30 protein-coding genes are annotated in these 26,937 nt (G+C 29.5%); 27 read left to right on the forward strand and 3 right to left on the reverse strand.

Features of this window, described 5'->3' with window-relative positions:
- The first annotated feature begins 49 nt into the window (after window positions 1–49).
- Window positions 50–685, forward strand: a complete 636-nt coding sequence (locus tag KQI38_RS19370) for a thiamine diphosphokinase (RefSeq protein ID WP_216562398.1) — start codon at window positions 50–52, stop codon at window positions 683–685.
- 86 nt (window positions 686–771) lie between these two features.
- Window positions 772–942: a hypothetical protein gene (locus KQI38_RS19375; protein WP_158220037.1), complete on the forward strand. Its 171-nt coding sequence runs from the start codon at window positions 772–774 to the stop codon at window positions 940–942.
- A gap of 41 nt (window positions 943–983) precedes the next feature.
- On the opposite strand, the gene rpmB is transcribed toward KQI38_RS19375, so the two are convergent.
- On the reverse strand, window positions 984–1,175 hold the full coding sequence (gene rpmB, locus KQI38_RS19380) for a 50S ribosomal protein L28 (RefSeq protein WP_094900042.1): 192 nt from the start codon (window positions 1,173–1,175) through the stop codon (window positions 984–986).
- A gap of 212 nt (window positions 1,176–1,387) precedes the next feature.
- On the opposite strand from rpmB, the gene KQI38_RS19385 reads away from it, so the two are divergent.
- The 6 genes from KQI38_RS19385 to KQI38_RS19410 all read left to right on the forward strand — a co-directional run bounded on the left by KQI38_RS19385 (window position 1,388) and on the right by KQI38_RS19410 (window position 7,088).
- A complete protein-coding gene (locus tag KQI38_RS19385; protein ID WP_094900043.1) occupies window positions 1,388–1,744 on the forward strand; it encodes an Asp23/Gls24 family envelope stress response protein in 357 nt (118 codons plus the stop codon).
- 18 nt (window positions 1,745–1,762) lie between these two features.
- On the forward strand, window positions 1,763–3,409 hold the full coding sequence (locus KQI38_RS19390; protein ID WP_216562401.1) for a DAK2 domain-containing protein: 1,647 nt from the start codon (window positions 1,763–1,765) through the stop codon (window positions 3,407–3,409).
- 56 nt (window positions 3,410–3,465) lie between these two features.
- On the forward strand, window positions 3,466–5,517 hold the full coding sequence (gene recG / locus KQI38_RS19395; protein WP_216562404.1) for an ATP-dependent DNA helicase RecG: 2,052 nt from the start codon (window positions 3,466–3,468) through the stop codon (window positions 5,515–5,517).
- A gap of 66 nt (window positions 5,518–5,583) precedes the next feature.
- Complete coding sequence (rsmD, locus tag KQI38_RS19400; protein ID WP_216562407.1) at window positions 5,584–6,141, forward strand: 16S rRNA (guanine(966)-N(2))-methyltransferase RsmD; 558 nt, start codon at window positions 5,584–5,586, stop codon at window positions 6,139–6,141.
- Window positions 6,142–6,153: 12 nt separating this feature from the next.
- Window positions 6,154–6,636 (forward strand): pantetheine-phosphate adenylyltransferase, encoded by a 483-nt coding sequence (gene coaD / locus KQI38_RS19405; protein ID WP_216562409.1) that lies wholly within the window; start codon window positions 6,154–6,156, stop codon window positions 6,634–6,636.
- 5 nt (window positions 6,637–6,641) lie between these two features.
- Window positions 6,642–7,088 carry an ATPase gene (locus KQI38_RS19410; protein ID WP_216562412.1) on the forward strand — a complete coding sequence of 149 codons (447 nt, stop codon included), beginning with the start codon at window positions 6,642–6,644 and terminating at the stop codon, window positions 7,086–7,088.
- Here KQI38_RS19410 and ylbJ read toward each other — a convergent pair.
- Window positions 7,081–8,298 carry a sporulation integral membrane protein YlbJ gene (ylbJ, locus tag KQI38_RS19415; protein WP_216562415.1) on the reverse strand — a complete coding sequence of 406 codons (1,218 nt, stop codon included), beginning with the start codon at window positions 8,296–8,298 and terminating at the stop codon, window positions 7,081–7,083. The genes KQI38_RS19410 and ylbJ overlap by 8 nt on opposite strands.
- A 53-nt stretch (window positions 8,299–8,351) precedes the next feature.
- The gene (locus tag KQI38_RS19420; RefSeq protein ID WP_216562417.1) at window positions 8,352–9,596 is read right to left on the reverse strand and encodes a nucleotidyltransferase; all 1,245 of its coding nucleotides are present in this window, start codon (window positions 9,594–9,596) and stop codon (window positions 8,352–8,354) included.
- A gap of 115 nt (window positions 9,597–9,711) precedes the next feature.
- Between KQI38_RS19420 and KQI38_RS19425 the strand changes: the two genes are divergently transcribed.
- From KQI38_RS19425 to KQI38_RS19515, 19 genes are all read left to right on the forward strand, one after another.
- Complete coding sequence (locus KQI38_RS19425) at window positions 9,712–10,908, forward strand: acetate/propionate family kinase (RefSeq protein WP_216562421.1); 1,197 nt, start codon at window positions 9,712–9,714, stop codon at window positions 10,906–10,908.
- 66 nt (window positions 10,909–10,974) lie between these two features.
- Window positions 10,975–11,493 carry a YceD family protein gene (locus KQI38_RS19430; RefSeq protein ID WP_216562424.1) on the forward strand — a complete coding sequence of 173 codons (519 nt, stop codon included), beginning with the start codon at window positions 10,975–10,977 and terminating at the stop codon, window positions 11,491–11,493.
- A 13-nt stretch (window positions 11,494–11,506) separates the two neighbouring features.
- Window positions 11,507–11,686, forward strand: a complete 180-nt coding sequence (gene rpmF / locus KQI38_RS19435; RefSeq protein ID WP_072972552.1) for a 50S ribosomal protein L32 — start codon at window positions 11,507–11,509, stop codon at window positions 11,684–11,686.
- 113 nt (window positions 11,687–11,799) lie between these two features.
- Entirely contained in the window at window positions 11,800–12,798 is a 999-nt protein-coding gene (plsX, locus tag KQI38_RS19440) for a phosphate acyltransferase PlsX (protein WP_216562426.1), read from the forward strand.
- A 20-nt stretch (window positions 12,799–12,818) separates the two neighbouring features.
- Entirely contained in the window at window positions 12,819–13,052 is a 234-nt protein-coding gene (acpP, locus tag KQI38_RS19445) for an acyl carrier protein (protein ID WP_094900052.1), read from the forward strand.
- A gap of 53 nt (window positions 13,053–13,105) precedes the next feature.
- Window positions 13,106–13,831, forward strand: a complete 726-nt coding sequence (gene rnc, locus KQI38_RS19450) for a ribonuclease III (RefSeq protein WP_256310251.1) — start codon at window positions 13,106–13,108, stop codon at window positions 13,829–13,831.
- Window positions 13,824–14,909 (forward strand): elongator complex protein 3, encoded by a 1,086-nt coding sequence (locus KQI38_RS19455; RefSeq protein ID WP_216562428.1) that lies wholly within the window; start codon window positions 13,824–13,826, stop codon window positions 14,907–14,909. Before rnc ends, KQI38_RS19455 begins: the two co-directional genes overlap by 8 nt.
- A 61-nt stretch (window positions 14,910–14,970) precedes the next feature.
- Window positions 14,971–18,549 (forward strand): chromosome segregation protein SMC, encoded by a 3,579-nt coding sequence (gene smc / locus KQI38_RS19460; protein WP_216562431.1) that lies wholly within the window; start codon window positions 14,971–14,973, stop codon window positions 18,547–18,549.
- Window positions 18,550–18,559: 10 nt separating this feature from the next.
- A complete protein-coding gene (ftsY, locus tag KQI38_RS19465) occupies window positions 18,560–19,843 on the forward strand; it encodes a signal recognition particle-docking protein FtsY (RefSeq protein WP_216562433.1) in 1,284 nt (427 codons plus the stop codon).
- Between the two features lie 83 nt (window positions 19,844–19,926).
- Window positions 19,927–20,310 (forward strand): YlxM family DNA-binding protein, encoded by a 384-nt coding sequence (ylxM, locus tag KQI38_RS19470; protein WP_216562436.1) that lies wholly within the window; start codon window positions 19,927–19,929, stop codon window positions 20,308–20,310.
- The gene (gene ffh, locus KQI38_RS19475; RefSeq protein ID WP_094900161.1) at window positions 20,310–21,650 is read left to right on the forward strand and encodes a signal recognition particle protein; all 1,341 of its coding nucleotides are present in this window, start codon (window positions 20,310–20,312) and stop codon (window positions 21,648–21,650) included. Before ylxM ends, ffh begins: the two co-directional genes overlap by 1 nt.
- Before the next feature lie 33 nt (window positions 21,651–21,683).
- Window positions 21,684–21,941, forward strand: a complete 258-nt coding sequence (rpsP, locus tag KQI38_RS19480) for a 30S ribosomal protein S16 (RefSeq protein WP_094900059.1) — start codon at window positions 21,684–21,686, stop codon at window positions 21,939–21,941.
- Between the two features lie 33 nt (window positions 21,942–21,974).
- The gene (locus KQI38_RS19485) at window positions 21,975–22,205 is read left to right on the forward strand and encodes a KH domain-containing protein (protein WP_094900060.1); all 231 of its coding nucleotides are present in this window, start codon (window positions 21,975–21,977) and stop codon (window positions 22,203–22,205) included.
- Window positions 22,206–22,252: 47 nt separating this feature from the next.
- Window positions 22,253–22,756: a ribosome maturation factor RimM gene (gene rimM / locus KQI38_RS19490; protein ID WP_216562439.1), complete on the forward strand. Its 504-nt coding sequence runs from the start codon at window positions 22,253–22,255 to the stop codon at window positions 22,754–22,756.
- On the forward strand, window positions 22,753–23,484 hold the full coding sequence (trmD, locus tag KQI38_RS19495; RefSeq protein WP_216562442.1) for a tRNA (guanosine(37)-N1)-methyltransferase TrmD: 732 nt from the start codon (window positions 22,753–22,755) through the stop codon (window positions 23,482–23,484). The genes rimM and trmD overlap by 4 nt, the downstream gene beginning before the upstream one ends.
- Window positions 23,485–23,592: 108 nt before the next feature.
- Window positions 23,593–23,940: a 50S ribosomal protein L19 gene (gene rplS / locus KQI38_RS19500; protein ID WP_094900063.1), complete on the forward strand. Its 348-nt coding sequence runs from the start codon at window positions 23,593–23,595 to the stop codon at window positions 23,938–23,940.
- Window positions 23,941–23,985: 45 nt separating this feature from the next.
- Window positions 23,986–24,834: a ribosome biogenesis GTPase YlqF gene (ylqF, locus tag KQI38_RS19505; protein ID WP_216562447.1), complete on the forward strand. Its 849-nt coding sequence runs from the start codon at window positions 23,986–23,988 to the stop codon at window positions 24,832–24,834.
- An 11-nt stretch (window positions 24,835–24,845) separates the two neighbouring features.
- Entirely contained in the window at window positions 24,846–25,454 is a 609-nt protein-coding gene (locus tag KQI38_RS19510; RefSeq protein ID WP_216562450.1) for a ribonuclease HII, read from the forward strand.
- 19 nt (window positions 25,455–25,473) lie between these two features.
- Window positions 25,474–26,937 (forward strand): hypothetical protein, encoded by a 1,464-nt coding sequence (locus KQI38_RS19515; protein WP_216562453.1) that lies wholly within the window; start codon window positions 25,474–25,476, stop codon window positions 26,935–26,937.

Consider the following 26,937-nt stretch of genomic DNA (forward strand, 5'->3'; position numbering starts at 1 on the left):
TACTATTAACGTAGAACTTTCCTATTCGTTATAAAAAAGGATGATGTAAATGAAAGGGTTAATCATTTCAAGTGGGACTATTACAGATTATAGTATATTAGAGTTAGTAGTTAAGGAATCTGATTTTATTATATGTGCAGATGGAGGAATGAATCATCTTGCAAAAATCAATAAAAAGCCTAATTTAGTAATGGGCGATTTAGACTCTATTAGCGAATCTGCATTAAATTATATAAAAGATAACAATATAACTGTGGAAAAGTATTCATCTATTAAAGATGCAACTGATACTGCCCTTGCTATGGAATATTTAATAGATAAAGAGTATAAGGAAATTATACTAATGGGAGTGACAGGAACTAGACAAGACCATACCATGGCAAATATATTTTTGCTAAATACTTTACATGATAAAGGAATTAAGGGAAAAATCATAGATGATAATAATATTATCTATTTAATAGACAACTATATGGAATTACAGTATTTAGAGGATAAATATATCTCTATTGTACCAATAGTAGAAGAGGGAATAATTATATCTTTAAAGGGTTTTTTCTATAATTTAGATAGAGAATTTATTAAATTTGGATCTACCCACGGAATCAGTAACAAAATTATTGATGATATTGGAATAATTGAAATTCATAGAGGAAAAGCATTAGTATTTATTTCAAAAGATTAAAGCTTAGGATAATTATCCTAAGCTTTTTGTAACTATTTCTTTAATGTTTGAATACAATATAATAAAGTATTATAGGGGTGTTGATTATGAAGAGGTTTTACTATAGGTATATACAAAAAATGAGAAAAATAATAGGTATAACTTTAGCTGCAGTTGGTTTTTTAATAATTATTAAGTTTATACCTATAGAAGTACTTCTAATATTAATTGGAATCGGATTACTTATAATGGGAGCATTGATCCTAAAAATAAAATAAGGCTTACCATTTTTATATGGAAGCCTTATTTTATTACATAATTATAGTGCTCTTTCAACATATCCAGATCTTAAACATCTAGTACATACATTAACTTTTTTTGTTCCACCATTAACTACAGCTCTAACTGATCTAATGTTAGGTGACCAACTTCTTGAACTCTTTTTATTTGAGAAAGTAACTTTGTTACCAAATACTTTTCCCTTTCCACATACTTCACAAACTTTCGCCATGAAAAACACCTCCTTAATCTACTACTGAAAATACTTTAAAGTATATTTTCTACATTTCAATAATAACACATTATATTCTAACATAATAATTAGTAAAAATGCAACCAAAATGTATTATTATCTTATTATAATCATAGGATTTAGTTGAACTATTTTTACATTTAGGGTAAAATATAGAATATGGTATATTGAAAAGAAGGAGGCGATTATACATGCCAGCCAAGACCAATACAGAATATGGAGCAATTAGTATAGATGACAATGTCATAGCCACTCTTGCAGGAATATCTGCAATGGAGAGTTATGGTATAGTGGGTATGGCTTCAAAGAATGCGACAGATGGATTATTTGAGTTATTGAAATGGGACTATTTATCTAAAGGTATAAAGGTATATACAAAGGATGATAAATTGACTATTGACTTACATGTTATATTGGAATATGGTGTAAGGATTTCTGTAGTTGCTGAGAATATAATTGATAGGGTTAAGTTTAATGTTGAAAATTTAACTGGTCTAAAAATAGACAAAATAAATGTACATGTACAAGGAATAAGAGTTGAAAAGTAGTTTGAGGAGGTACTATAATTGAAAATTGAAATTCTAGATGGGGCAATGCTTAAAAAAGCTTTAGCTGGTGCAGCAAAGTTCCTAGAAGATAATAAAGAGGAGGTAAACTCCTTAAATGTTTTTCCTGTTCCTGATGGAGATACAGGTACAAATATGTCGCTTACAGTAAATTCTGCTATAAAGCAAGGACTTAACCTTCATGAAGATAGTGTTTCTAAAATAGCATTAGCCACTTCACATGGATCATTAATGGGGGCTAGGGGTAATTCAGGTGTTATTTTATCACAGCTTTTTCGTGGATTCGCAAATGGTTTAAATGGAAAAGATACTGCTGATGTTAGAACACTTGCTGAGGCTTTTAAACAGGCTGCTGATACAGCATATAAAGCTGTTATGAAGCCAACAGAAGGGACTATATTAACAGTAGCTAGAGAGTGTGGAGAATATGCTATTTCTATTTGTAAAGAAGAGAGAGATATTTTAGTTTTTCTTAAAAAAGTAATAAATCATGGAGAAATAATTTTAAATAAAACTCCAGAAATGCTTCCAGTTTTAAAGCAAGCAGGGGTTGTGGATGCTGGAGGCAAAGGTTTAATTTATGTATTGACAGGTGCATATAATGCTTTAGCAGGTATTGATAAAATCGAAGTTAAGACCCCAGAAAAGAAGAAGGTGGAACAAAAGGAATATATCCACCATGAACATATAGATACTGATGATATTAAATACGGTTATTGTACAGAATTTATAATTAATACTAAATATGAGGACATTGATTTATTTAGAGATGAATTATCATTACAAGGCGATTCACTACTTGTAGTAGGTGGGGAAGGTCTAATAAAGGTACATGTTCATACAAATAACCCTGGAATAGTACTTGAGAAAGCTCTTAGTATTGGAGAACTGACAGATATAAAAATTGATAATATGAGATATCAACATGAGGAGATTTTATTAAAATCGGAATTATCTAAGTCTAATAATGTAGAAAATAATGATTTTGAAAAGGAATATTCCTTTGTAGCAATATCCATTGGGGAGGGAATTGATGAAGTATTTAAGGGACTTAATGTAGATTATTTAGTCTCTGGTGGGCAAACAATGAATCCAAGTACAGAGGATATACTTAAGGCCATTGATAATACTTCAGGTAAAAATGTATTTATACTTCCTAACAATAGCAATATTATTTTAACAGCAGAACAAACCAAGGAACTTAGTTCTAGAAATATTATAGTTATTCCTTCTAAGACTATACCTCAGGGGATTGCTGCATTACTAGCTTTCGATGAGTCTAAATCTGTAGATGAAAATACAGAAAGTATGAAAGAGTCCATAGCTTACGTTAAAACAGGTCAAGTTACTTATTCTGTTAGGGATACAGAATTTAATAATACAAAAATATATAAAGATGATATTATTGGAATTGCTGAAGGCGATATAATAGCAAATGGTAAGGAGATAAATGAAGTTGCTATAAAACTACTTGATAATATGGTTGACGAGGATACTTCACTAATTACAATATTATACGGAAGTGACTTAACTGAAGAGTTAGCTGAGGATTTAGAAAATTATTTATCTAGTGCGTATAATGATATAGATATAGAATTAATATTTGGTGGTCAGCCTATATACTACTATATATTTTCTGTAGAATAATTTACCCTGCCCTTTGGTGGGGTTTTTTAATATGATTAATTTTGGAGGGATCATATATGGCAGTAAATATTCAATATTTAAAAGGTGTAGGTCCCAAAAGAGCTTCTAGATTAAGAAAATTAAATATAAATACTGTAGAAGACTTAATGTATTTTATACCTAGGGATTATGACGATAGATCAAAATTTAAGACTTTGAGAGAATGTATGATAGGTGAAAAAGTAAGTTTAGAGGTTGAAATAATTGGTAAAGCCAATATACTTAGACCTAGAAGAAATTTATCTATTATAAAAATTCCCGTCAAAGATAGTTCTCATAATGCTTATTTAGTGTGGTTCAATCAAGAATATTTAAAAGATAAATTTATAGTTGGTGAAAAAATAATAGTAAACGGTAAAATAAATAAGGTAGGTATGGAGATTCAAATAATGAGTCCTGTTTTTGAGAAATCAGGAACTATGAATAAGGTAGGTCGAATAACTCCTATATATTCCTTAACTGAAGGATTAACTAATAACGAGATTATGAAGATAATAGATTATTCTATCAAGGAATATATAGATCAGATTAGAGAATTTTTACCACAGGAAATAATAGATAAATATGATCTTATGGATATAAAGGATGCTATCATAAATGTTCATTTTCCTATGAATAGTGTACTATTGGAAAAGGCTAGAAAGAGACTTTCATTCCAAGAACTTTTAACTTTACAAATGGGACTTTTTATTATTAAAAATAGAAATTTTACAAATAATAAAGGTATTAGGTTTAATAAAACTGTAGAAATAAATGACTTTATCCAAAAGCTACCTTTTGAACTTACAAACTCACAAATTAAAGTCTTTAAAGAGATCGAAGCAGATATGGAAAATGACATTCAAATGAATAGACTAGTTCAGGGAGATGTGGGATCAGGAAAAACTATAATAGCAGTCCTTGCAATGTTTAAGGCTATATCTTCTGGATATCAAGCTGTCATGATGGCTCCTACAGAGATATTAGCTAGTCAACATTTTGAATCAATTAGAAAGTTTTTTTCTGGCTATAATATTAGGACGGAGCTATTGGTTGGAAGTCTTTCTCCTAAAGCTAAAGAAGAAATTTTACTAGACTTAAAAGAAGGAAGAATAGATATTTTAATTGGGACTCATGCTGTAATCCAAGAAAATGTAGAGTTTAATAGATTAGGCCTTGCTATAACAGATGAACAACATAGATTCGGTGTGAAACAAAGAGCTATTTTATCACATAAAGGTAATAATCCAGATGTAATAGTTATGACTGCAACTCCAATTCCTAGGACTTTAGCCCTTATTTTATATGGAGATTTAGATGTTTCAATTATTGATGAATTGCCACCAGGTAGAAAGGAAATAGAAACATATGCTGTTGGGCCTGAGATGATAGAAAGGATTAATAATTTTATTAGAAAACAAATCTTAGAAAGTAGGCAGGCATATATAGTTTGTCCTTTAATTGAGGAAAGTGAAACCTTGACTGTTAATGCTGCGGAAGAACTATATAAGGATTTTAAAGATAATATTTTTAAAGAATTTAAAGTAGGACTGCTACATGGTAAAATGAAACCTAAGGAAAAAGATTTAGTCATGGAAGAATTTAAAAATCACAAAATTGATATACTTGTATCTACTACTGTTGTAGAGGTAGGAGTAAATGTGCCAAATTCCAATATCATGGTTATTTATAATGCAGAGAGGTTTGGATTAGCTCAATTACATCAACTAAGGGGAAGAGTTGGTAGAGGTGAACATCAATCTTATTGCATATTAATAAATGAAAGTAATAATCAAATATCTAGGGAGAGAATGAGAGTATTACAAAATTCTACTGATGGATTTAAAATCTCTGAAAAAGATTTAGAACTTAGAGGGCCTGGAGAATTCTTTGGAACCAGACAACATGGATTACCTGAGCTAAAAGTTGCAAATTTATTTACAGATATGGATATTTTAAAAGTAGCACAAAAAGAAGCTGTAAATATAGTAAATCAAGATCCAAACTTAGAACAAGAAAAATATAGAGAATTAAAGAAAAAAATACAAGAAATGTTTTCAAATTTAGGAGAATATTCTACATTTAATTAATTTCTATTTTAATATTGGCAATATATGATAAAATACTAGTGATATAGTTTTTAAGGAGGTAAATATTTGAGAGTTATATCAGGTTTAAGAAAAGGACATAAATTAAAAGTACCTAAAGGAATGAGTGTAAGACCAACTGAGGATAGAACTAAGGAATCTTTATTTAATATATTAGGACATATTGATGAAGATAGTGTAGTATTAGATGCATTTGGGGGTTCTGGTTCTATAGGTATAGAGTTTTTAAGTAGAGGAGCAAAGACTTGCTATTTTGTAGATAATTCTATAGAAAGTATAAATATTATCAATGAAAATTTGGAGCATACAAAGTTTTTATCACAAAGTATTGTAATTAAATCTGATATTCTATCGATAGTAAAGAAATTTGGTATAAAACGATTGGTATTTAACTATATTTATTTGGATCCTCCTTTTCGCCAGAATGGTTTAATTGAAAAATTACTAGAGGTAATTAATAGGGAAAATATTTTGGCTAATGATGGTATAATAATAATAGAACATGAAAAAGAATTAGATTTAGAAGACAATTTATCTGGGTTTCTAAAATCAGATTTTAGAAGATATGGCAGCAAATCTTTATCATTTTACAAGAGAATGGACTAAGGAGGAAATTTTATGAAAGCAGTGTATCCAGGTAGCTTTGATCCAGTTACCTATGGTCATTTAGATATTATAGAAAGAGTTTCTAAAAAAGTTGAACATCTTATTGTAGCTGTATTAAATAATCCCTCAAAAAAAAGTGTTTTTTCATTAGAAGAAAGAATTCAATTGTTGAGGGAAGTTACAAAAGAATTCCCTAATGTGGAGATAGACTATTTTTCTGGACTTCTTACTGATTATGCAACAAAAATGAATTGTACAACTATGATTAGAGGTCTAAGGGCTGTTTCAGATTTTGAATATGAAATGCAAATGGCTTTAGTGAATAAAAAAATAAACAATGAACTTGAAACTTTTTTCATGGTATCTAGCAGTAAATATGCATATCTAAGTTCAAGCATTGTTAAAGAAGTAGCTATGTTTGGTGGAAATATTTCCTGTTTTGTTCCTGAAGTTGTTGAACAAGCTTTGAAGAATAAATTTAGAGGAGGGCTATAATACTTATGGAAGTTTTAAAATTAATTGATGAAATTGAAGATATTGTAGAAGCTGGGACAAGCTTACCATTCTCAGGGAAAGTTATGGTGGATAAATTTGAAATTTTAGAAATATTGAAAGAAATTAGAATTAAGTTACCAGATGAAATCAAGCAAGCAACTTGGATAAAAGAAGAAAGACAAAGAATTCTAGCAGAAGCTCAAAAGGATGCAGATACGTTATTAAAGGAAGCAGAATATAGATTACAAGAGTTAGTTGATGATGATGAGATTACAAAAAAAGCAAATTCCAGGGCAGAAGAAATAATTACAAAAGCCCAAACAAATGCCAAAGAAATTAGACTTGGTGCCATGGATTATGCTGATAGTCTTCTAGAAGAGACTCAAGAGAATCTGAAAGAGTTAATTCAATTGTTAAATGAAAATAGAAAAGAATTAAGAGGCTCTAATTAGAACCTTTTAATGTCTTAAATGCTGTTGAAACAAGCATTGATAATAAGAATATATATATAATCATAATTAAAGCAAGTTTTGTTGAACTAGTAAGTAAATAAATCCAATTAGACAAATTAAATTGATTATTATAGTACATCGGATAGTAAATAGTAGGCTGTATATAGTTCTGATATTTTAACAGATATAGTGCATAGCCAAATAATACTGATAATATTCCATGTAAGAATTTGGATACTATATATAGCTTAGTATTTATATCTGTATTGTTGATGAAGCTGAGTGCTTGACTATGAACAGAGAAACCACTCCATCCAATCGTAAAGTTAAGGATTAATATTTTTGTAATTAAACTTGACTGTGAAGCTGCAATATTTTTACAGCCTATAGTAACTTCAAAAAATCCTATAATTATACCTTTTATTAATTGTATATCTATAGGTAATAAATTGCTTAGATGATAGATTATATTATTTAAGAATTCCATATTAAATAATATTTCAACTATTACTGAGTAGAAGATTACTAGACCACCTATCAATATAATAGTATCCATACTTTCTTTGACAGCCTTTGTTATCAAAGAACCTATGGATTTTTTTGTTTTTATCCATGTAACATATGATTCTTGAATTTCTTCAAATAGATTTCTTTTTTTTGAGATAATAAGCCTTCTATTATTGGATTTATAAAAGCTAAATAATAAGCCTAAAACCAATACAGATAAATAATGAGGGATAATAATAAGTGGTGCAAGCTTAGAGTCATTTAACATTCCAATGCTAACTGCTCCCAGCATAAAAAGAGGTCCAGAAGTACTGGTAAAGCATATCAGTCTAGTACCTTCATCTTTTGTTATTAGACCTTCTTCTCGTAACCTAGATGTTAATTTAGCGCCTACTGGATATCCTGATAATATGGACATAGTCAATGGAAAAGCTCCTTCTCCTGGAACGTTGAAGATAGGTCTCATTAATGGCTGTAGCAATTTACCAATAAAATCAACAAAGCCTAACCCGATGAGTATTTCAGATATAATAAAAAAAGGTAGAAGAGAGGGTAAAATAATATTAAACCATACTGCTATGCCAGATGCAGCACTGCTTAGAGAAAGTTTAGGGTTAGTTATGATTCCGATTAAAACTATAATAACTATTAATAGAAAAAATAATGTAAAGTTAAATGTTTTATGCCCATTTTTATTTTTCATATTTGCACCTCCTATAATTCATATTATGAACTATAGAAGGTTAATATGATGTGTTATTTAATATAAGGAGAATTATAATAATCCATATTTGATAGTGGCCTTGAAGAGTTTAATCCAATAAAAAATATATCTGTTGCTTTTTTATCGAACATAAGAATTTTTTCTAAAGATTCATTATTAAAATGTTTATAATCAGCAAATTTAGTTATAATAGGTAAGGAAGAATTTTTTTTGATTTCACTTAATAAGAATAAACCTTTTTTATTAGCACCTAATACTCTAATATAGGATGGATAAAGATCATAAAGGTCTTTGAAAGTATTGCCATCAAGTTGGTTTAGTAAATGAACAAATAATCTCTGTATACGAGTTCTTGGATATCTTTTTGTTACAATGTTGTCAATTATTTCTTTGATATTATTATTTTTATATCCTTGTTCAATCATCCTATTTTCAAGACCAGGTTCAATATCTAATAAATTCTGAACCTTACTTTTATCTAGTGTACGAATTAGATAAAGAAATATTTGATCGTAATTTTCTAGATAATTAAAATGATTATATTTTTCTATATATTCTTGTAAACAAAAATAAGTTTCAATAGGAACTAAGTTTTTGATAGAACTTAGAGTGCTATTTTTTACTAAATTTCTTATGGCAGTAGCACTGGCAAAACCATCAGATAAATGTAAATCGTTATAATTGCTACCAGAGCGTTTTATTGCTATAGGAACTATTTTAGAATTAATTTTATTTAATGCTTTTAGGTACTCTATACCTAATATATTATTAGATTTCCTAATTATTTCCTTATAGTTATGATAATTATCTGGAGAAGTAATATTAATGTATTCTTCTAATGCATTGCTTCTTGATATTGAATATGATAGTCCACGGGATAGATAATATTTTAATTTTTCTTTATAGTATTCCGGTTCATCTGATAGTACAGAAGTTATTTGAGCTAATGGCTCTAAGTCTCCTAACTCACTGCCAAATGCTAAATAATCAACAATGTTTAAGCTATCCATCAACTTTACTCCCCCATAAGCAAATAATTCTGCACTTTGGGATGAAAAAATAAAGGGTAATTCTAATACTAAATCTATGCCATTATCTATGGCCATTTTGGCCTTAGTCCATTTATCAATAAAGGATGGTTCACCTCTTTGCAGGAATGATCCGCTCATTATGGCAATTGAATAATCTGCATCAGTTTTTTTTATAGACTGCTCTAGGTGGTATTTGTGACCATAGTGAAAAGGATTGTACTCGGTAATAAATCCAACAACTGTCATAGTAACCTCCAAATTATATTTTCTTTAATTATATCATGTTGATTTTTTAACACAAATGTAATATTATGAATTATAGACAAAAGAACAATTAATTAAATTAGGAGGAATAAAAAATATGAAGATTCTTGTAATTAACTGTGGAAGTTCTTCACTAAAATATCAACTTATAGATATGAATGGAGAAGAAGTATTATGTAAAGGACTTGTAGAGAGAATTGGAATCGAAGGTTCTAGAATAAAGCATGATACTACAGGCAAAGAAAGAGTAATAATTGAAGAGCCTATGGCTAATCATAAAGTTGCTTTAGGTTTAGTACTTAATGCTTTGATTGATGAAAATCATGGAGCAATAAAATCTATGGATGAAATTGGAGCAGTAGGACATAGAGTTGTGCATGGAGGAGAAACATTTGCTTCATCTGTTATAATTGATGACGAAGTTATGAAAGTTCTTGACGAGTGTATAGAATTAGCACCTTTACACAATCCACCAAACATTACGGGTATTGAAGCTTGTAAAGAGCTAATGCCTAATACACCTATGGTTGCAGTATTTGATACGGCTTTCCATCAAACTATGGAGGCAGATAATTATATATATCCTATTCCTTATGAATTCTATGAAAAATATAAAATTAGAAGATATGGTTTCCATGGAACTTCACATAAATATGTATCATTAAGAGCAGCCGAAATATTAGGCAAAGATATTAAGGATTTAAATATTGTTACATGTCACTTAGGAAATGGTTCTAGTGTGTGTGCAGTACAAGGTGGAAAATCTATGGATACAAGTATGGGCTTTACTCCTCTAGAAGGTTTAGCAATGGGAACTAGATCAGGAGATATAGATCCAGCTATAATTCCATTTATCATGGATAAAGAAAATATGACATTTGAAGAAGTAAATAGTATGTTAAATAAACAATCTGGTGTACTAGGAATATCTGGAATTAGTAGTGACTTTAGAGATCTGGAAATAGCAATGGAAGAAGGAAATAAAAGAGCTAAATTAGCTTTAGATGTATTTGTTAATAGAGTTAAAAAATATGTAGGAGCTTATGTAGCTACTATGTGCAGTATAGATGCTTTAGTATTTACAGCAGGTATTGGAGAAAACTCAAGTTACATTAGAGAGAAAGTTTGTGAAGGGTTAGAATGTCTAGGTATTAGAATCGATACTGAATTAAATAACGTAAGAGGTGAAGAAGCTCAACTTAACAAAGATTTGACTTCTGCTTCTATACTTGTTATTCCAACAAATGAAGAATTAATGATAGCTAGAGATACATTAGGATTAGTATCTAAATAATATTATTCTTGACAAATCGATGCCTCCTTTATATAATTATCTTTGTTAGTCTAAGAGGTGAAAAATATGATAATTGATTTATCAAGTTTTCTTGATGGGACCAATGATCTTTTGCATTTTGAAGAAGAACTAGAAATAGATAGTTTAAACTTAGATGGAAGAGACATTGCAATAGTTGAACCTATAAAATATGAAGGTGAAGTATTTAAAATAGACGGGGAAAAGGCTATAGATATTAGAATATCTTATGTTTACAATGAGATATGTCATAGATGCCTAAAGCCTGCTACTAATGAAATAAAAACTATTTTATCTGGAAAGCTTGTAAAGGGAAAGGAAGAAACTGATAGAGAATATGAGGGCTATGATGAAGTTTTCTACTATGAAGATGATACCTTAGATATTAGAGAACATATTTTAAACCAAGTAATTCTTTCTTTACCAATGAAATCCTTATGCAACTTTGATTGTAAAGGATTATGTTCTACATGTGGAGCAGATTTAAATAATACAAGATGTAATTGTATTCAAGAAAATATTGATCCAAGATTTGAAAAACTAAAGAATTTTTTTCCTAAGAATTAAGGAGGTGTTTTAAATGGCTGTACCAAAACGAAAAACTTCTAAAGCTAGAAGGGACAAGAGAAGAGCTTCTTCTTATAGACTAAACAAAGCTACAGTTGTTGAGTGTCCACAATGTCATGAGCCAAAACAACCACATAGAGTTTGTAGATCATGTGGATATTACAAAAACAGAGAAGTTATCGCAGTAGAATAATAAAAAAAGATAGTGATATCACTATCTTTTTTTAATTTAATATTGCATTTTATTTTAGTCTAATATATATTTAATATCAGTAGTCTTAAAATACACAGCATTGGAGGGTAATTATGAAAATTATTATTGATGCTATGGGTGGAGACAATGGACCGATTGAAGTGATTAAAGGAACTGTTGATGCTGTAAATGAATATGGTGTTAATGTTATATTGGTTGGTAAAGAGGATATAATAGGAAATGAATTAAAAAAATATGACTATCCAAAAGATAAGGTTGAAATCTTGGGTGCTAGTGATATAATAACCAATGACGACGACCCAGCTATAGCTATTCGAAGAAAGAAAGATTCGTCTATGGTAGTAGGATGTAGGGCTTTGGCAGATGGAATGGGTGATGGTTTTATATCAGCTGGAAGTACAGGAGCACTATTGGCATCAGGAATCTTTATCGTTAAAAGAATAGATGGTATTGATAGGGCGGCATTATCTGTTGTATATCCTACTAAAAATGGATTTTCATTGCTTCTGGATGCAGGTGCAAATGTAGATTGCAAGCCAGAGTATTTATATCAATTTGCTTTAATGGGATCTGTTTATATGGAAAAGGTCATGGGAATAAAATCTCCGACTATAGGTCTTGTAAATATAGGTATAGAAAAGGGAAAGGGAAATACCCTATCTAAGGAAACATATGATATTATCGAAAGATCGCATTTAAACTTTAAAGGAAATATAGAAGCTAGGGAATTACCTAGTGGAGTAGTAGATGTTATTGTATCTGATGGTTTTGTAGGAAATGTAGTTTTAAAATTAACTGAAGGTATGGCCATTTCAATTTTTTCAATATTAAAAGAAGAATTTACGAAGAATTTTAGAACAAAATTGGGTGCCATGCTACTTAGACCTGAATTGAAAAATATAAAGGGTAGGATGGATTATAGAGAGCAAGGTGGAGCACCACTATTAGGCATAAGCAAACCTATAGTAAAAGCCCATGGAAGTTCGGATGCTTTTGCTATTAAAAATGCAATCAATCAATTAAAAAAATTTATAGAGAAAGATGTAATAAAAATAATAGAAGAAAATATGCATGTACTAGATAATAAATAATAATTTTGGAGGTAGATAATATGATTTATAAAAAAATAAAAACCATAATTGCAACACAATTTAATATTGATGAAGATGAAATTACAAAGGATACTTCTTTTAAAGATACACTAAATGCTGATTCACTAGATTTAGTAGAGTTAATAATGGCATTAGAAGATGAGTTTGGTCTTGAAGTAGAAGATGAAGAAATGGAAAATATAAAAACCGTTGGAGATGCTGTTGAATATATTACAAATGCTCTAGAAGAATAATAATCAGGGCTAAGTTTAGCCCTGATTACTCTTGAAAATTTGGGGGTATTAAAGTGAAAGAAAATATTAAAGGAGTTAAATGGTTAGAGCCCTTAGAAATGAACTTAAATTATAAATTTAGGAATATTAGTTTATTGAAAACTGCACTAACTCATAGCTCCTATGCAAATGAAAATAAGATGAAAATAACTGATAATAACGAAAGACTTGAATTTTTAGGTGACACTATTTTGAACTTAATAGTAAGTCAATATTTATATAAAAAGTATCCATATTATCCAGAAGGAGAATTAACCAAAATCAGAGCAAAAGTAGTCTGCGAATCTTCTCTAGCATTTGCTGCTAGAAAGATTGATTTAGGCAAATATCTTCTATTAGGCAAAGGCGAAGAAGCTACAGGAGGACGTGATAGGGATTCAATTTTAGCTGATGCAAGTGAAGCATTAGTGGGTGCTGTTTATATGGATAGTGACTTTCAAGTTGTAAACAAACTATTACTTGAAAATTTTGAAGCTGATATAGTATATGCGGTAGCAAAAGGAGCATTATTTATTGACTATAAAACTGAATTGCAGGAAAATCTTCAAAAAATAACTAGAGCTAAAATAGAGTATAAGGTTGTGAAGGAAGAAGGTCCAGATCATAATAAAATTTTTTATATGGATGTAATAGTTGATAATAAAACTGTTGGGACAGGAACAGGACGTAATAAAAAAGAAGCAGAACAAATGGCTGCTAAAGAGGCACTTCTAGTAATGGGGGAAATTGGTGATGAGTAAACATTATATAATCCCAATATTTGTTCCACATTATGGTTGTCCCCATGATTGCGTTTTTTGCAATCAGAAAAAAATCACTGGATTATCAACTAATGTAACATCAAGAGATGTAAAAAATATCATTGAGGAACATTTAGTTACTTTTAAGCCTGGGTCTACTATAGAAGTTGCATTTTATGGAGGGAGTTTTACTGCAATAGATATAGATATTCAAAAAGAATTACTAGCTATTCCATACCAGTATAAGATTGAAGGAAAGATAAGTGGTATTAGATTATCTACTAGACCAGATTGTATAGATAAAATAATACTAAGAAATTTAAAGGACTATTTAGTAGATACTATTGAACTAGGTGTTCAATCCTTAGATGATTCTGTACTATTTGCAAGTGGAAGGGGACATACTTCGAAAGATGTATATAAAGCAGTGGATTTAATAAAGGAATTTGGATTTAATCTTGGACTGCAAATGATGGTAGGTCTTCCAGAGGATACTAGAGAAAAGACAATATACACCTGTAAAGAATTTATAAAGCTAAAGCCATACTGTGTAAGGATATATCCAACTTTAGTAATAAAGGATACTTATCTAGAAAGACAATTTTTCAATGAGAAATATTCACCTGTATCTTTTGAAGAAGCAGTAGATACATGCTCTATACTTCTTATGCTTTTTGAGATAAATAACATTGATGTTATTAGAATTGGGTTACAGCCTACGGAAAATATTCAATTAGGGAAAGATGTAGTTTCAGGACCATTTCATCCTGCTTTTAGGCAGATGGTAGAATCAAATATATTTAAACTTCTATTAGAGTATTATTTTGATATAAATAACATTAAAACTGAAGATAAAAAACTAACTATAGACTCTAATAGTAAAAACATATCCTCTATTGCTGGTCAAAAGTCAAGTAATGTAATGTATTTTACTGATAGATATAAGTTTAATAATATAAAAATATATAGAAAAGAAATAGATACAAATTATATTGACATTACAATTGGTGAATTTTATGATAAAATAGATATGAAATTATTAATGGAGTCCTATTTAAAGGACGATTCTATTATTTAGATTAGTATTAAAGGTTTCCTTTAGCCTAGGAAACCTTTAATTATAAGAAGAGGTGTTTTGCTTGCGACTAAAAAAGGTAGAGATACAAGGATTTAAGTCCTTTGCTGATAAGACAGAAATACAAATTAAAAATGGAATTACAGCTATAGTAGGGCCAAACGGTAGCGGTAAGAGTAATATATCTGATGCCATAAGATGGGTTCTAGGTGAGCAAAGTGTAAAAAACCTTAGGGGTAGTAAAATGGAAGATATAATCTTTGCTGGTACAAGCAAGAGAAAAGCATTAGGCTATTCAGAAGTTACTATTACATTTGATAATAAGGATGGAGAAATACCTATAGATTATACTGAAGTAGCAGTTACACGAAGGATGTTTAGATCAGGAGAATCAGAATATTATATAAATAAAAATTCCTGTAGATTAAAAGATGTTCGAGAACTATTTATGGATACAGGAGTAGGAAAAGATGGATATTCAATTATTGGACAAGGCAGAATAGAGGAAATACTTAGCAATAGACCTGAAGATAGAAGAAGTATTTTTGAAGAAGCAGCAGGAATAGTAAAATATAAATCAAAGAAAGAAGAAGCTGAAAGAAAGCTAGAAAAAACAGAAGGAAATATAATAAGGATAAAGGATTTAGTATTTGAGTTATCTAGTCAATTAGAGACATTAGAGGTACAGTCCCATAAAGCCAATTGCTTTACTGAATTATATAATCGATTAAAAAAATTAGAGATTAATTTATTTATAAAAGATATAAAAAAAATTAATACCCAGATAGAGGAAATAAACAAGGAAAATCTTAATTTAGAAGAACAGCTTGCTAGAAAAACAGATGAGAGACAAAAGATTGAGGATAAATTCAACTTACTTAAGGAAACTATTGAAGATTTAGAATCAAAAATTGAAATATGCAGAAATAAAAGTTTGGGAATTATAAATGAGTTAGATAAAAATCAAAATCAACTTGCTATAATTGAAGAAAAGGATAAATTTTTTAATAAGGATTTAGAAAGATTAAAAGAAGAAAAGCACAATTTAAATTGTAGATTAAAAGATATCGAAAAGATGAATGTTGACTTAGTAAGAGAAAAAGACATGGCTCAAGAAGAATATAATAAGCTTCTAGAAGAATATAATAAAAAAACATTGGAACTAGAAAAAAGTTTTGAAGTTCTGCAAGAGAAAGAAAGAGATATTGAACTTGAAAAAAATAATATAATTAAAATATATAATAATTCATCGGATAAAAAATCGGAATTAAATAGTATTATTTCTTTCAATGAAAATATCGAGAAGAGAATATCTCAATTAAGTAAAGAGATAAATAGTATGTATATTGAAAAGAAGATAAATATAGAAAAGCATGATGATTTAGTTAATAAGGAAGATGAACTAAAAAAACGATTATGTGCTTTAAGAGATGAACTAGAGAATATAAAGAAATTAGAACTAGATAATAGCAATGATTTAGATATTATTAATAAAAAGATAAATACTAATAATATGGAAATACAGTCTAAAACTTCTAGTTTCAAGTTACTTAAAAATATGGAAGAAGATTATGAAGGATACTATAAAGGTGTTAAATCTTTACTAAAGGCTGCCAAAAAGGAAATAAGATTAAAAGAAGGACTTATGGGAGTAGTAGCAGAGCTTATAAATGTGGATGAAAAATTTGAAAGGGCTATAGATATTGCCTTAGGATCTAATGCACAGAATATAGTTACTAAAACAGAAGAGGATGCCAAAAATATAATAGAGTACTTAAAACATAATAAACTTGGAAGAGTAACATTTCTACCACTTAATATAATTAAAGGTAATACTTTAGATATAAATCCTCAAGATAGAAATAATTTTATGATTCATGGTTTAGGATTTGAATTAATTAAGTTTGATAGAAAATATGAAAATATATTTAAATTTTTACTTGGAAGGACTATAGTAATTGAAAATATAGACTATGGAATTAAGTTTGCAAATAAATCTAACCACTCCTATAGAATCGTCACTTTGGAAGGCGAAGTTCTAAATCCAGGTGGCTCTATGACTGGAGGAAGTCATAACACAGGTGGAATAAGCATAATTAGCAGAAAAGGCAGGATACAAAAATTAATTGAGGATATTAATGAATTAAATAAAATTCAAGAAATTTTAGAAGAAGAAAGAAATATATTTTTAGATAAACAAAAAGATATTAGAGAAAAGAAAATTAAATTAGAAGAATCTATTAAAGATACGGAGTATTCAATAATTGATGTAAAGAATCAAAAAGAAAAGTATATGAATGAAGCAACTAGACTAGAAGAAATTATAAACAAGTCTAAGAAAGAAATAGATAGTCTAGATGTTGAAATAAATAACTATGAAAATAAAAAGAAAGAATTACTTGCTTTATTAGCTCAGTTAGATGAAGACAGTATAAATCAGAAAGAAAAAATTAAAGATTTAACAAATCATTACAATGAGGAGAAGTTAGTTAGGGAAGATAAAGCAAAAGTTGTTACAGATATGAAAATTAATCTTAATTTAATTCATAGTAAAATAAATAATTTACAGGAAAAACTAACTAAAAATGAATCAGAATTTGAGAACATTAATAATTCAATCAGAGAAAAGGATGAACTAATAATATCTAATAAAGATAATATTGAAGAAATAATAGAGAATAGAGCTACTTTAGATGAAAAGATAAAAGAATTAAATATTATAGAAGAAGATACAAAGAAGGAGTTAGAAGGTTTGATATCTGACAAAAATAAGTTTATGGAAGGTTTTTACTCTGAACAGGATAGGTTAAAAGAAATTAATAAATTAATTGCGGATACTGAAAAAAACATTAATTCTAATGAAGTCAAATTAGCTAGAATTTCTGTACAACTTGAAAATTATCATAAAAAATTAGCCGATGATTATGAATTAGGTTATGAAGAAGCATTGGTCTATGAAGGTGAAATAAAAAACACTCAAGAAGCAATAGTGGAGGCAAGAAGATTAAAGGTAGAAATAAAAGAACTAGGTACAGTTAATTTAAGTTCCATAGAGGAATATAAAAATTTGAAAGAAAGACTGGATTTCATTTTAAATCAACAAAAAGACTTAATTAATGCAAAAGAAAATCTAAAAGAAGTAATTAAGGATATAGAAAATAAAATGAAAAATCAATTCCTTATAAATTTTAATGAAATAAATACTAACTTTCAAGAAATATTCAAGATTTTATTTAATGGAGGACAAGCAGAGTTAATTATAGAAAATAATGAGGATATTTTAAATTCTGGAATTGAAATTAAAATACAACCTCCAGGAAAGAAACTTCAAAGTTTGACTTTATTATCTGGTGGAGAGAAATCTTTAACTGCAGTAGCACTTTTATTTGCAATATTAAAATTGAAACCTTCTCCCTTCTGTATTCTAGATGAAATAGATGCTGCTCTTGACGAAGCCAATATTAGCAGATATACTAACTATTTAAAAACTTTTTGCGATGATACTCAGTTTGTTCTTATTACTCATAGAAAAACAACTATGGAGATAGCAGATATATTATATGGTGTAGCTATGGAAGAGGAAGGAATATCCAAACTAATATCGGTTAAACTAAAAGATAATGTAGATGAAATAGCAAGTTAGGGGGAATAAAATGTTTAAGTGGTTTAAGAAACTCGGTAAAAAAAATGAGGAATTAAATGAAGATGAAAAAATTATTGAAACAAATGAAGAAGAATTCCTTGAAGAAAAAATTGAGGAGTTGATTGAAGAAGAAATAGATCAGTTAGAAGAACAAGAAGAAATTATAGAAGATATGGAAGAATCTGTAGAAGAAACGATAAAGGATTTTGAAACAGAGTTAGTGGAAGAATCTTTAGAGTTTGAAGAACATGAATCTAAAGATGAAGAGATTATAGAAGAAAATTTAGAAGAGCTATGTATAGACGTGGAAGATGAAATTGAAAATTTCCAGCAATCTCTACCTGAAGAGGCTGAAGAAGAAAAACCCTCTAAAAAGAAACCTGGATTTTTCGAAAAACTCATGAATGGACTAACTAAGACTAGAGATGATATTTCCAATAAGATTGACGGAATTTTAAAGTCCTATAAGAAAATAGATGAAGAGCTTTTTGATGATCTAGAAGAAGTATTAGTTACTGCCGATGTAGGTGTAAACACTACTATGGAACTTATAGATAGGTTAAGGACTAGAGTTAAGGAAGAAAAAGTAACTGAGCCAGAAGAAGTAAAAGAACTTGTCAAAGATGAAATTAAAAAACTTATGTTAGAGTCAGTTTCTGATAATGAGCTAAAAACAGAGCCTTCACCTGCATTAATTTTGGTTGTTGGCGTAAATGGTGTTGGTAAAACTACTACAATTGGAAAACTTTCTAATAATTATAAAAAACAAGGTAAAAGGGTTTTAATAGCTGCAGGAGATACTTTTAGAGCTGCCGCTATTGAGCAATTAGAAGAATGGGGGAATAGAGCTGGAGTCGAAGTTATAGCTCATAGTGAGGGTGCAGACCCAGCAGCAGTTATTTATGATGGTATCCAAGCCGCTAAAGCAAGAAAAACTGATATATTAATTTGTGATACAGCAGGTAGACTTCACAATAAATCTAACCTTATGAATGAATTAAATAAGATATTTAGAGTTGCAGAAAGAGAGTATGGAGATGCTACTAAAGAAGTGTTGCTGGTATTAGATGCTACAACTGGACAAAATGCTATAAACCAAGCAAAGGTATTTAAAGAAGTAGCAAATATTACGGGTGTTGCACTTACTAAACTAGATGGAACAGCAAAAGGTGGAGTTATCATAGCTTTACAAGCAGAGCTAAAAATACCTGTTAAACTAGTAGGTGTGGGAGAAGGAATCGAAGATTTACAGCCTTTTATTGTGGAAGATTTTGTAGAAGCAATATTTGATTAATAATCATTGACAAAAGAGGAATCATATACTAGAATAATACTGTCAAGTAAAACACTTGACAGTATTATTTAGTTGGTGATATAATGGTTGAGAAGCTTGTAGAGATAGGTACTTTGTTTGATTTTTACGGGAAACTACTTAGTGAAAAACAATATTTAGTAGTGGAATTATATTATATTCATGATTTATCCTTAGCTGAAGTCGGTGATGAGCTTAGTGTTACTAGGCAAGGTGTATTTGATCTTTTAAGGAGAGCAGAGCAAAAGCTATATCAACATGAAGAAAACTTGGGATTGGTAAGGAAATTTTATAGCAGCCATGAAGAGATTAAAAACATAATAAATATTTCGGAAGAAATAATAAAAATTGCGAAAGCAGAGGATAATGATGAAATTCAAGAAAAAGCTATGACTATTAATGAAATCGGTAAAAAAATATTAGATAATAGTCGGGAGGTTGTTGATTGATGGTATTTGAATCTTTGTCAGAAAAGCTTCAAAATGCTTTAGGAAAATTAAAAGGAAAAGGTAAACTTTCAGAAAAAGATGTAGACTTGGCTATGAGAGAAGTAAGATTAGCTTTATTAGAGGCCGATGTTAACTTTAAAGTAGTAAAGGATTTTATTAAAACGGTCAAGGAAAGAGCTATTGGTTCTGAAGTAATGGAAAGCTTAACTCCTGGACAACAAGTTATTAAAATAGTAAATGAAGAATTAACTAATCTTATGGGGAAGAGCGAAGCTAAGCTAAATTTCTCTTCGACTCCACCTACAGTAATTCTTATGTGTGGTTTGCAGGGTGCTGGTAAAACAACTACTACTGGTAAATTAGCTTTTAATTTAAAAAAACAAAATAAAAGACCTTTGTTAGTGGCTTGTGATATTTATAGACCTGCTGCTATTAAACAGCTTGAAGTTGTAGGGGAAAAAGTAGGTGCTCCAGTTTTTACTATGGGAGATAAGATAAATCCTGTAGATATAGCTAAAGCCGCCTTAGAACATGGAAAAAAACATGGTAATGATGTCATTATTATAGATACTGCAGGAAGACTTCATATTGATGAAGAATTAATGATTGAGATAAAAAACATTCATGAAGCGGTAAAGCCAAATGAAGTACTTTTAGTACTAGATGCTATGACTGGTCAGGATGCAGTTAATGTTGCTGATTCTTTCAATCAGAGATTAGGTATTACAGGAGTTATACTTACTAAGCTAGATGGTGACGCCAGAGGTGGTGCTGCATTATCCATAAGAGCTGTAACAGAAAAACCTATAAAGTTTGCGGCTATGGGAGAAAAATTTGATCAATTAGAACCATTTCATCCAGATAGAATGGCATCAAGAATACTTGGAATGGGTGATGTACTTAGTCTTATTGAGAAAGCACAGGCCAATATAGATGCTAAGAAGGCAATGGAGTTGGAGCAAAAAATTAGAAGCCAGCAATTTTCTTTCGACGATTTTTTAGACCAGCTGGATCAGATGAAGAATTTAGGACCTATTGACCAATTATTAGGTATGATTCCAGGAATGAATTCTAAGGCTTTAAAAGGTTTAGATGTAAATGAAAAAGATATTAATAGAATCAAAGCTATAATTCAGTCTATGACTAAGAAGGAAAAAGATAATCCTGACATAATAGACAGTAGTAGAAGAAAGAGAATTGCCCAAGGTAGTGGTACTACCGTCCAAGATGTAAATAAGATACTAAAACAATTTAAAGAAACAAAAAAAATGATGAAAAGATTTACAGATATGGAAAAAACCATGAAGAAAAAAGGGAAATTTGGATTCCCCTTTTTCTAAATAGATAGTTAAATTTATAAGGAGGTGAAAATAGTGGCTGTTAAAATTAGATTAAGAAGAATGGGAGCTAAAAAAAGTCCTTTCTATAGAATAGTTGTTGCTGATTCTCGTGCTTCAAGAGATGGAAGATTTATTGAAGAAATTGGCTATTATAATCCATTAACTGAGCCTAAGACAGTTAAAATAGATAATGAAAAAGCAATTAACTGGATGAAAAATGGAGCAAAACCAACTGATACTGTAGATAGACTATTTAAGGAAAATGGTCTATATGAGAAGGAAACAGAATAATTACTTAGGGATAGTATCTAGGAGGTGCTAGAAATGGGAGAATTAGTAGAATTTATTGCAAAATCTCTTGTGGAGAATCCAGATGAAGTGGTAGTCAATGAGATAGAGGGAAGCCAATCTATCATTATTGAACTTAAAGTTCACCCTGAAGATATGGGTAAAGTAATAGGTAAGCAAGGTAGAATTGCAAAGGCCATTAGAACTGTGGTTAAAGCAGCAGCTATTAAAGATAACAAAAGAGTTGTTGTTGAAATTATTCAGTAAGGGATTAGAAGACCTAATCCCTTTAAATAATAAAGATAGGTGAAAAAATGGATTATACAATAATTGGAAAGATAATTAGTACCCATGGAATTAAAGGAGAAGTAAAAGTTTATCCAATGACTGATAACCTTGATAGGTTTGATTATTTGAAAACTGCATATATTGGTGATAAAAAAATCAAAGTAGAATTAGAGAAAGTTAAATATCATAAGAATTTAGCTATATTAAAATTTAAAGAATTCAATGATATTAATGAAATAATTCCATTCAAGGATAGTTTTATCTATGTTGATGAAGAGGGAAAAATTATTTTGCCTGAGAACCATTTTTTTATTTATGATTTATTAGCCTCTCAAGTTTTCGATACAAAATCTAATTTGATTGGCACTATAGTAGATGTTTTACAAGGGGCTAGTAATGATATCTACGTAATTAAAGATATTGAAAGAGATAAAGAATATCTTATCCCTGCTGTGAAACAATTTGTGGTTGATGTTAATCCTGTTGACAAGAAAATAGTTATTGATCCTATTGAAGGAATGATAGAATGAAGATAGACATTCTAACATTGTTTCCAGAGTTTTTTTCTCCACTAATAAGTTGGAGTATAATAGGCAGAGCTTATGAGGATAATAAAATTGCAATAAATAGTATAAATATTAGAGATTTTTCCCAAAATAAGCATAGAAAGGTAGATGATTATCCTTTTGGAGGAGGCTCAGGTATGGTCATGAAGCCAGAGCCGATTTTTGATGCTATTAATAGTGTAAAAAATAAAAACTCTAGAGTAATTTATCTATCACCTCAAGGTAAGAAATTTAATCAAGAACTAGCAAATGAATTGTCGAAAGAAGAGCATCTAATTCTACTATGTGGACATTATGAGGGTATAGATAATAGGGTTATTGAACATTATGTAGACGAAGAAATATCAATTGGTGATTTTGTATTGACAGGTGGAGAAATCCCTGCAATGTTGATCATTGATGCTGTTGTAAGGCTATTACCAGGTGTACTTCGTTCAGATGAATCTTTTATAGATGAATCTCATTATAATGGGTTATTAGAATATCCTCAATATACTAGACCTAGGGAATTTGAAGGACATTTTGTGCCTGATGTGCTACTATCTGGCAATCATCAAAAGATAGAGACATGGAGAAAAGAAGAGGCTTTAAAAGCTACTTTGTTAAAAAGACCTGATTTACTTGAAAAGAAAACTTTATCAAAGGAAGAAGTAGTTATTCTATCAAAAATAAAAAAAGATTTAGAACTATAAATTAGTTGTAATTAAATCACGCATATGCTATAATACCTAGCGTATGGAATTACGGATGGTCCTCTACCATTAGGGTAAGAACATCTAAGGAGAAGGGAGGTCTATACAGTGGATATAATTAAAATGTTAGAAGATGAACAATTAAGAAATGATTTACCAAGCTTTAATGTAGGAGATACTGTTCAAGTTCATTACAAAGTTGTTGAAGGAACTCGTGAGAGAATTCAAGTATATGAAGGTACGGTAATTAAAATTCAAGGTGGCGGAGCAAGAAAGACATTTACAGTAAGAAGATTATCTTATGGTGTAGGTGTAGAAAGAACTTTTCCTATACACTCTCCAAGAATTGAGAAGTTAGTTGTTACTAGAAGGGGTAAAGTAAGAAGAGCTAAACTTTACTATCTAAGAGATAGACAGGGTAAAGCTGCTAAGGTTAAGGAAAAAAGAATTTACTAATTTATTGGGACTATATAGTCCCAATTTTATTTAGGTGGTGAAATTATGAATATTAACTGGTATCCGGGTCATATGAAGAAAACAAGAGAATCTATACAAAAATCTCTTACAATGGTAGATATTGTTTTTGAATTAATTGATGCTAGAATACCTGCAAGTAGTCAGAATCCTGTTATAGATTCAATAGTAGGAGAGAAGCCTAGAGTAATTATATTAAATAAATCAGATTTAGCTAACTCCCATGGAAATAAGATATGGCAAGAATATTTTTTTGGGAAAAATATCTCTTCAGTTTGTTTAGATGCATTAAGTGGAAAAGGTATAGATAGATTGCTAGAAATTTCTTATGACCTTACAGATGAAAAAAGAAAAGCCTATGAGAAACGTGGTGTAATAAGTAGACCCACAAGAGCTATGATTTTAGGAATACCAAATGTAGGAAAATCAACTTTAATCAATTCCCTTTCCGGCAGAAAAGGAGCAAAAACTGGGAATAAGCCAGGTGTGACAAAATCTAATCAATGGATTAAAACTAAGGGAAATTTAGAATTATTAGATACGCCGGGTATATTATGGCCAAAGTTTGAAGATCCAGATGTAGGTTTAAATCTTGCCTTTACGGGTGCAATAAAGGATGAAATATTAGATATAGAAACCTTAGCCCTTAGGTTAGTGGAAAAACTTACCAATTATTTTCCAAATCTTTTAAATAATCGTTATAATATTGAAATAGAGGGTAAATCATATTTAGAAATAATGGAAGAAATCGGGAGACGAAGAGGATGTATCATTAAAGGTGGAGAAATAGATTATACAAAGGTTAGTAATATTGTTCTAGATGAATTCAGAAAAGGTGTAATTGGGAATATAACACTTGAATTCCCTAAAGAATAGGAGATGTTACCGTGTTAGAGATTGAAAACAATATTTGGCAATTAGGATTTGATAATGTTGCTTGTATAGATGAAGTAGGTAGAGGATGCTTAGCTGGAGATGTGGTTGCCTGTGCGGTAATAATGCCTAAAGACTTAATAATTAATGGGGTAAAGGATTCTAAAAAACTTTCAGAAAAAAAACGTGAGTCTTTGTATAGTGAGATATTATCTAATTCAATTGCATATGGTATAGGCAGAGTAAATTCCAATATAATAGATAAAATCAATATAAAAAAAGCTACTCTCTTAGCTATGAAGATAGCAGTAGAAAATTTGCAGGATAGAGATGGAAATAAGATTTATCCAGATTTTTTACTTATTGATGCAGAAAAGATTGATCTGAAGATACCACAAGAATCTATTATAAAGGGGGATGATAGATCTCATGGTATAGCTTGTGCATCAATCGTTGCTAAAGTGTTTAGAGATAGACTATGCATAGAATGGGATAGAGAATTTCAAGGATATAATTTGAAAAAACATAAAGGCTATGGAACTAAAGAACATAGAGAGCTTATTAGAGAGTTAGGTCCATCACCTATACATAGAATAACATTTTTAAAAAATATATTAAAGTAGCTTATAAAGGGTGATTTTATTGAGAATTGAGAATCTATTATTAAATAAATTTATATTAGACAATAGGGAAGAAATATTCAAAGAAGGATATTCTTTTAAGGGCAAGGTATTAGAATTAATAGATAATCTAATACTTATTGATATCAAGGGGCATGGAACTATTCAAGCTAAATTAGATTCCAATGTAAAGATGGCTGTAAATGATGAAATATCCTTTCTAGTAAAATCAGCGGATAATAATGAGATTATCCTAAAGCCTTTAATCAAAGACAAACTTCCAGAAGTACAATTATCTAAGGATTATAAAGAAAACAATCCTATTTCCCATTTGCTTAAGAGTATTAATATAAAAGAAACTAAATTATCAATTGGAATTGCAGAAAATCTAATGAAATATAACGCACCTATAACTGAGCAAAATTTAACAGATGGGATAAAAACCTTAGAAAAATTATTTCAATTATCTAATTTAGAAGATGGAGAAAAGGTTATTCAAGTTAATTCCCCTACTGTAGAGAAAGATTCTATATTAGGAAAAATGGAATTGGATAAAATAGAAGTCCATAAAGAAAATTTTACTATAGATTTAGAAACAAAGAAAACATCATTAACTCAAGACAATGCTTTAGAGAAATATGTTCCAGCAGAAAAAGTAGATATAAAATCTTTGTTAGTTATTGCTAAAGATGATTATAAGGGAAGTGAGGATGTAACTCAGCTGGTAAAAGATTTCTTAGGAAACCAAGTAGATATAGATAGAGAAGATGAATATATTAAAATAATTAGTTTCTTTTTAAAGAACAATATTAAAGCCTCACTTAATAACATAAAAAACTTTCAAGAATTCAATAAAAATCCTATAGAGTTTATAAATGAATTAAAACTAATAGATAAAATGATAAATAAACCTGAATTTAATGAAATAAATAAAATATTGTCTGATGATAATGAAAACATTAATAAAAGATATATAATTTCCAATAGAGATGAAAAGCTTATTGATCTACAAAAGAATATTCGCAATTTTGATAATATAACAGATTTGAAATTGAAGGAAGATCTTAAAAGCTTAATTAATAAAATAGATTTTTTTAGAGACATGAATAGGGACCTATCTTTTATGTTTTTGCCTATTAACAATAGACAAAAACAACTTGATGGTATATTAACCTTTATAAAAGAGAATAAAAAACAAAAAAACTATAATGAAAGAACGAATATTTATATAAATGTAGAAACACATAATCTAGGAAATGTCAAAGTTTCTTGCCAACTTATATCTAATTCCTTATCTATAAGAATGAATATAAAAAGTGAAGATTTAGAATTATTTAAATCAACAGAAAAACAATTAGTTGAAAAAATTTCATTAATAGGTTATAGTCTAGACAAGATTGATTTTGTATTAGATAATGATATTCAAATAATTGATACTATGGTTTCTAATCCGAATCCAATTTATATTTTAGATTTGAAGGTGTAA

The organism is Tissierella carlieri (assembly GCF_018917285.1).
Lineage (GTDB): Bacteria > Bacillota > Clostridia > Tissierellales > Tissierellaceae > Tissierella > Tissierella carlieri.